Origin of the sequence: Acidovorax sp. LjRoot38 (genome assembly GCF_964252975.1) — a bacterium.
GTDB classification, from domain to species: domain Bacteria; phylum Pseudomonadota; class Gammaproteobacteria; order Burkholderiales; family Burkholderiaceae_C; genus Acidovorax; species Acidovorax facilis.
In genome coordinates this window covers 1-654 of record NZ_CAXUPT020000050.1, presented here as the reverse complement: position 1 = coordinate 654, position 654 = coordinate 1, and the positions used below count along the sequence as shown (strand labels likewise).

General features: G+C 52.8%; 1 protein-coding gene. It reads right to left on the bottom strand.

The window, feature by feature from the left end; all coding sequences use genetic code 11:
- Positions 1–52: 52 nt before the first annotated feature.
- Positions 53–358, bottom strand: a complete 306-nt coding sequence (locus tag ACSQ22_RS26325) for a DUF6968 family protein (protein WP_431152802.1) — start codon at positions 356–358, stop codon at positions 53–55.
- Positions 359–654: the final 296 nt, after the last annotated feature.

Sequence of the window (654 nt, the reverse complement as noted above, 5' to 3'; positions counted from 1 at the left end):
TGGGCCCATAGCGGCCTCTGTGTAACTACGGACCATTCCTTGGGCCAGCTATCTACGGAAACAACTCTTGCAGCGCAATTTCCTCGTCAGGACTGGGCCAATACAACCTGCCACCCTCTTCAACAAAGTATCCAAGTAGTTTCCGGATGAATTGCGCTGCCAACTGAAGCGCCTGCCAGGAATCTGCCGCATGTATGTCGTGCAGATTCTCGTGCAGCCCACTGAGGCCAACAGCGCATGCCCATTCGTCTTGCGAAATCTGATACGGAGCGCCGATGGATAGGCAAACAATTCTCGATCCGCCGTCCTGTGAGACAGCGTAGATTGAGCGATAGGCAATGAAGTTAGAAGTGGCCATCATTGCACTCTAACAATCCATGCTGAGTCGCCAAACGACAGCTACTGGCCGTATGTTGCCAAGCGTCGATCACTCTACCTGCCGGCGAGTGTGAGGAGCGCGGGACCAAAATACAAAAGCGCCGATCAGCAAGATGATTGGTACGCCAATAGCAAACCAGATCATCAATCGCCCCTCCCTCTTGAAATGGTGATTGACGCTCTTGGTGATGTCAGGGACTACGGCTTCGTCGTGGGACTGGTTCGTGTTGTTCAAGAAGTGCTTTCGCAACGATTCATCTGACTGCTATTGGCCGA

Excerpts from the sequence above, each read along its gene's own strand:
- ACSQ22_RS26325 (WP_431152802.1), bottom strand. The coding sequence starts at position 358 with ATGGCCACTTCTAACTTCATTGCCTATCGCTCAATCTACGCTGTCTCA.